This window comes from Synechococcus sp. R6-10, assembly GCF_047461815.1.
GTDB lineage: Bacteria > Cyanobacteriota > Cyanobacteriia > Thermostichales > Thermostichaceae > Thermostichus.
In genome coordinates, this window is sequence record NZ_JANSHW010000024.1 from 1 (window position 1) to 6,091 (window position 6,091).

The window sequence follows — 6,091 nt, forward strand, 5'->3', positions numbered from 1 at the left end:
CCGGGGAGGTCTACCAATCCGTGCCGGGGGGGGTGGCGGTTGCGGTGGTCTTGCTGCTGGGAGTGGGAACGGGACTGCTTTTGGTGCTTTATCGTCCCCCCCTACGTTCGCGTCAGCGGTGCGGAGCACTTTTGAGCCCTTGGGGCTGGAAGCAACAGCAGTTTCTCCTGCGGCCTGTGGTGGGGCTTGCCGTTTACGAAGGGTTGGCTGTGGCCCAGTTTCTACTGGGGCGTTGGGTTTGGCCTCTCGTCTTGCCGGCCCTGGCCAGTGGGCTAACGGGGGTGAGCCTGCTGCTCACTTTGGTCATTGTGGAGAATCAAGAACGGCTCTTGGCCCAGCAACAGGAACTGGAGCGCCTGCGCCGGGCCGAACAGGAGGCCGCCATTGACCAGGCTCGCAAGCTGCTCTACCGAGTAGCCACCGACATTCACGATCGCGAGCTGCAGGAGCTGAAGGTGGTGATGGACAACTTGGAGAGCTTGCAATGGCAGCAGCACCAGGGAAAAGCTCCCGATCCCACCGTCTACGACCACCTGCTCGAGCAACTGGAGAGGATCGGACGCGGGATCCGGAATCAGCTCAACGATGTGCGCACCCTAGCCGCCAAGCTGCGCATCTCCCCCAGCTTGCGAGAGGGGTTGCATCGCGGCATCGAGATCTATCTGGACGAGCTGATCCAAGCGGGCAGCCTGACGCTGTCTGTGGAGCGCCAACTGCAACCTCTGCAGGAGCCCAACACCGGTGAGTGGTTTGATCAGCGAGAAGACATCTTGCGCTTTTTGCGGGAGGCCATCGGCAATGTCATCGCCCATGTACAACCCCCCAAAGGCAATGCTTCCTTTGTCAAGGTGTCGCTGGCCCAAACGGAGCGCCACTGCTGCCTTTCCGTGGTCAACGATGGTATCGAGTACGCTCCCGGCCTCAGCGGCGGCTACGGCAGCAAGGCCATGAACACCATCGCCCGCTATCTACCCAAGGGATCCTGGCATCGCACCCGCACCCCAGAAGGCCATACCCATGTCGAGCTGCACTGGGAGATGCCGCTCTGAAAGACCTACACAGCACTGAACAGAACAGATTTTTGCTCAGCGCTGTTGCTTTCTTCCTGCTTCAGCAACCCTTAACTAGCGGTAGGTTTTAGACCTACCACCCCGCCAGAGGAGTCTCCACAGGCGTTAGTTCCCCCAGAGCTTGGGGTACATTTCAAACGGTAGCTGGGGTCTAGAAACATAGGTCTAGAAACATAAACCTAACCACCCGCTCTCTGCACACTCGCACAACTGCCTAGCGTTTGCACATCAGGTTGTAGAGAACTGTGCAGCAAAGTGAGGACTCCGTCCCACTATCGCGAACAGTCAATCGGCGATTAGAGACAGCCCTCTTCCTAGGAAGCATTCTTTGGCTTATCGGCCCAGGGATTGCAGCCAGCCGAGCAGGGTGGTACCGGACAGAGCTTCAAACAGGATCAGGGCAACAAAGCCGATCATTGCCAAACGCCCGTTCAAGCGCTCTGCATAGTCGGTGAAGCCCACGCGGGGGGTGCTGTCCACATACATTTCCGGCTCAATGGCGTAGTTGTTCAGCCGACCGCCTTCTTCGACGACGACGGAGCGATATCGGGTCATAGGGTTCTCCTCGTGCTTTCTTTCCCAGCGTAGCTCGCTTTGCGTAGGATTGTAAAGTTTTATTTACAACGTTAATGCCCAACGCTCCGAGCTGCCGGGCAGAGTTCAACCAGGCCAGGAACAGCCTGTAAGCAGGGTTGTGGCTCTTGTCCCAGTACAGGGGAGCTGATAATAGCAAGGGGACTGGAGGACAACCATGTCGGTGCTGGAACAGTTAAATATGCTGCTGGATGGCCAGCCGGTGGCCAGCTTGGCGGTGCTGGAGCAGGGATCCCCGGCGGTGTCGTTGGTGCCTTTTGTGGTGCAGCGGGATCCCTTGCGCTTTGCCATTGTCATCAGCGATCTTTCTGGCCACACCCAGGCTTTGCGGGCAGATCCCCGGGCCGCGCTACTCATCCACGAGCCGCCTACGCCAGGGGATCCCCGCAGTAACCACGCCCTGCCGCGGGTGATGGTGAGCGGAGAAGCCCAGTTTCTCAGCCGCGAGGAGGCGCAGGCGCAGGGGTTTGAAGCCCTCTACCGCGCCAAGTACGAGATTGCCGAGATGATCCTGGGCTTGGCGGATTTTCACTTCTGTCAGATCATCCCCAAAGCTGGCAGCTTCATCCAGGGGTTTGGCCAGGCATTCCGGCTGAGGGGCCCCAACCTGGATCAACTGGAGCACCTTGGTCGGGCGTAGATTATGAGAATTCCAAGGGCAGCCCGCGCCATCCTTGAGCCCAGGGAAGCTCTTGCTGCGCCGCTTCCTAGCTCCCCTCTTCTGGGGGGAGAGAATGGAGTCCTTTCTCAGGTTTTCGGGTGGGATCCCGGATCCAGTCCAACAGCAGCGGGTTGACCAGCTCGGGGGCTTCATCCTGGGGGCAATGGCCGACCCCCGGCAATGGGATGAACCCCACCACGCAAGGAAACTCTGCCAGGGCCCGCCCCAGAGCAATGGGTTCCCAGGGATCCGCTTCCCCCCACAAGATCAAGACGGGACAGGTGAGCTGAGGCAAGAGATCTTCAGCCAAAGGCCCCTGAGAATAGCGCACAAAGGCCAAAAAGACCTCTGCCGCCCCCGGCTCCAAAGCGGGTTTGAGCAAAAGCTGGATCAGCTCCTCGGTAACCGCTTCTTTGCGCCCGTAGGCTTGGAGGAGGATATTGCGAATGGCCCTAGCCTGGGCCACCTGAGCAAAGAAGAAACGACCAAAGGGGGGCCACCCCAGCAGGGATTGCAGCAAAGGGGTAAACTGGCGGCGCAGCCAGGAGATCTGCTTTCGTTTCCGCTCGTGCAATAGCCGCAGCGAGGGATCCAACATCGCTACCCCTAAAACCTGGGCTGGATCCAGAACCGCCGCCTGCAAAGCCACGATGCCCCCAATCGAGTTGCCCACCAGGTAGGCCGGCTGGCCCATCACCTCCCGCACAAAATCGGCCACCAGGGATCCCCAGGTCTCAAAGGTGTAGGGCAAAGGGGATCCCGGCAGGGGCTTGGCGGATCCCCCAAACCCCAACAAATCGACCGCATACACCTGACAGTGCTGCCCCAGCTCCGGCAAATTTTTCCGCCAATGGTCGCTGCTGGCCCCAAAGCCATGGATGAGCAACACGGCTGGGCCTGTGGATCCCGACTGTTGGTAGCGAATGGGCTGGTCACGCCAGAGCCAGCGATGCTCTGTGTTCGCGTTGGCGCTGCATGGCAACATGGGGGTGCAGTGTAGGTTTGAGTCAGCGTTGCGATCCTAACCGTTCGCGACAGCGGGACAAAGTCCTTGTGATCGGGGCAAATGAGAGTACTGGCGGAGGGTGGCCCCCTTCCACCCGTTGGCGCACTTGAATCGAGGAACAAGGATCGGCCCTCCTCTGAGTTGGGTGATCCCAAGGGGCACCACCAAGCGGCTACAACATCCCATCTCAAGCTTCCGGGAGAAAGTGGGGAATACTGGCAGTTGAGGGTTTTGCGGTGGGTCGGCTTTGGTTTGGCTAGTTGGCCTCAGCTTGTTTGGTAGCGCTTTTTGCCTCTTCTGGGGACAGTTGTTGGTGGGCAAGTTGCTGCTGCCGCTGTGGGGGGGATCCCCCCTGGTGTGGAATACCTGCCTGGCCTTTTTTCAGGCCACCCTGCTGCTGGGCTACCTGTGGGCAGACCGGCTGGGGCGCGGGCTCAATCCCAGGATGGGGGTGCTAATCCACGGGATCCTGTTGCTGGCCGGTCTGAGGCTTTTGCCCTTTCAATTGGGGATCCCCGGCCAACCGGAAGGATGGTGGCCCCCTCTCGCTCTGTTGGCAAACTTGACTTTGGGAGCTGGGGTGCCGCTGTTTCTCCTGTCGGCGACGACGCCGTTGCTGCAACGGGGGTTGGCGGCAAGAGGGGTCGCGGGGCAACGGGAGGCTTTGGATCCCTACTTTCTCTATGTGGCCAGCAATGCCGGCAGCTTGGGCGGGCTGCTGGGGTACCCGCTGGTGTTGGAGCCCCGCCTGTCTTTGGCTGGGCAAACTCTCCTGTGGACGGGATCCTACGCGCTGGTGGCAGCCCTGGTGCTGCTGAGCGGGGTGGGTCTGCTGCTCAGTCGCAACGGCGTTGCCGAGCCACAAGAACGTGGGGCGGATTCCCAGGGATCCAGCGCTGCTCTGGGGAATTGGGCTGTTTCCTGGCGAGAGCGTTGGCGCTGGGCGGGGCTGGCTTTTTTGCCGGCGGGCCTGTTGGTGGCGGTCACCACTCTGTTGACCACCGACGTGGCGGCGGTGCCCCTGTTGTGGGCCATCCCCCTGGGGATCTATCTGCTGACATTCATGCTGGCTTTCGGGGGGATCCACCCCAATAAGGGGGTTTTGGGAACGACAGCTCTTCTGGCCTGCGGGGCGGTGGGGACACAGGTCTTGGGCTGGGTGAGGCCGGGTTTTTTGCTTTTGCCGCTGCATCTGACCACCTTTGGGCTGGTGAGCTGGGGCTGCCACAGCCGGTTGGCTTGCCGTCGCCCGCCGGTGGAGCAGTTGACGCAGTTTTACCTGTGGCTGGCTTTGGGGGGGAGCTTAGGGGGAATGTTCTCTGCCCTCTTGGCACCGCAGGTGTTTGAGACAGTGCTGGAATATCCCCTGTTGCTGGGGATGTCGCTGGCAGTGCTGGGGGCTCAGGGGGGGCGGGTGGGCCTGTGGCTGGGGCTGGGGCTGCTCCTGCCCTTGCTGCTGTTGCACTTTCAACCGCAGGCGTTGCTGCAGGTGGGCGCTGGGGTGGGTTTGGCTTTGGGCTGGGCGGTGCTGGCGCTGTTGGTGTCAGGGGAGAGCCGTTCACAGCAGCAGAGCGGAGCCCCTGGCTGGCAGGCCAAGGTCGGTTGGGTGGGAGCAATGGCGGGGTTGGTTGTGCTGCTGGGGCAACCCTGGCTGCAGCCGGGACTGCAGGTGATCCACAGCGAGCGCAGCGCCTTCGGCCTCAACCGGATCGTGGAATACCAAACTGAGCAGGGATCCTTTCGTGGCCTTCTGCACGGCACCACCCTACACGGCAGCCAAAACTTGGACCCGGAAAAAGCGCTGGAGCCGCTGACCTATTTCGCTCGGCCTGGGCCCGTTGGGCAGGTGTTTGCGGCGTTCAGAGCCCAGACTGTGGATCCCATGCCCGCCATTGCCGTATTGGGGCTGGGGATCGGCACGTTGGCCGCCTATGCCGAGCCAGGGGATGAGTGGACGTTTTTCGAGTTGGATCCCACCGTGGCCGATTGGGCGGGGCGCTATTTTTCCTATCTCCGGTGGGCCCAGACGCGGGCGCGGGTGCAGGTCATCCTCGGCGATGCCCGGCTCAGCCTCAAGGGGATCCCAGAGGGCAGCTATGACCTGATGGTGATGGATGCCTTCAGCTCTGACGCAGTGCCGGTGCATTTGCTCACGCAAGAGGCTTTGGCCCTCTACCTCAGCAAGCTCAAGCCCCACGGCTGGCTGCTCTTCAACATCACCAACCGCCACCTCGACCTGGCCCCGCTGTTGGCCGGCCTGGCCGGATCCCTGCAGCTTCACGCTTGGCACCAAGACCACCGGGATCTCTCCCCTGAGCAACGCCAGGCGGGGCTGGCCCCTTCCCACTGGGTGCTGTTATCGCCGCGCGACGCTTCGACGACCGCCTCAGCAGGGCGGAGCCCTTTGGCCCAAAACTCTGGAGTCCTGCAGGAACTGGATCCCTGGCAGCCCCTTTTGCCCCAAGCCGGGGATCCCGTCTGGCGGGATGACTTTTCCAACCTGCTGCAGGTGATCCGCTGGCCTTGGATCCCTTTGCTAAAGGGTATCCAGATCCCCAGTTCTGGATAGGAATCCGGCTGCTATCGCTACGCGACCCTTCGGCGAATGCATTAGGGTTGGGGAGCAGAAAAGTTAAGGAAATCTTTACAACTCGAAGTTGGTATGAGTTATGATTGTTTGCAACGTAAGTAAACTACCCGGCTCCGACCGCTAAGCGGTACGGAGCGGGCTTTCAGTAGCCCTGAGCCTGCTCTGCCCTA

5 protein-coding genes are annotated in these 6,091 nt (G+C 61.1%); 3 read left to right on the forward strand and 2 right to left on the reverse strand.

All coding sequences use genetic code 11. The annotated features are described in order from the left end of the window. A partial coding sequence (locus tag NW837_RS00710; RefSeq protein ID WP_414328816.1) for a sensor histidine kinase occupies positions 1-1,049 on the forward strand: 1,049 nt, incomplete at its 5' end. Positions 1,050-1,403: 354 nt separating this feature from the next. On the opposite strand, the gene NW837_RS00715 is transcribed toward NW837_RS00710, so the two are convergent. Next, positions 1,404-1,625, reverse strand: a complete 222-nt coding sequence (locus tag NW837_RS00715) for a high light inducible protein (protein ID WP_414328818.1) — start codon at positions 1,623-1,625, stop codon at positions 1,404-1,406. A 196-nt stretch (positions 1,626-1,821) separates the two neighbouring features. Between NW837_RS00715 and NW837_RS00720 the strand changes: the two genes are divergently transcribed. Then, positions 1,822-2,304 carry a pyridoxamine 5'-phosphate oxidase family protein gene (locus NW837_RS00720; protein WP_414328820.1) on the forward strand — a complete coding sequence of 161 codons (483 nt, stop codon included), beginning with the start codon at positions 1,822-1,824 and terminating at the stop codon, positions 2,302-2,304. A gap of 67 nt (positions 2,305-2,371) precedes the next feature. Here NW837_RS00720 and NW837_RS00725 read toward each other — a convergent pair whose 3' ends face one another. Beyond that, positions 2,372-3,310, reverse strand: a complete 939-nt coding sequence (locus tag NW837_RS00725; protein WP_414328821.1) for an alpha/beta fold hydrolase — start codon at positions 3,308-3,310, stop codon at positions 2,372-2,374. A 268-nt stretch (positions 3,311-3,578) separates the two neighbouring features. On the opposite strand from NW837_RS00725, the gene NW837_RS00730 reads away from it, so the two are divergent. Next, positions 3,579-5,900: a fused MFS/spermidine synthase gene (locus NW837_RS00730; protein WP_414328822.1), complete on the forward strand. Its 2,322-nt coding sequence runs from the start codon at positions 3,579-3,581 to the stop codon at positions 5,898-5,900. Positions 5,901-6,091: the final 191 nt, after the last annotated feature.

Coding starts and splice junctions, on each gene's coding strand:
- NW837_RS00725 (WP_414328821.1), bottom strand. CDS start 3,310: ATGTTGCCATGCAGCGCCAACGCGAACACAGAGCATCGCTGGCTCTGG.
- NW837_RS00720 (WP_414328820.1), top strand. CDS start 1,822: ATGTCGGTGCTGGAACAGTTAAATATGCTGCTGGATGGCCAGCCGGTG.
- NW837_RS00715 (WP_414328818.1), bottom strand. CDS start 1,625: ATGACCCGATATCGCTCCGTCGTCGTCGAAGAAGGCGGTCGGCTGAAC.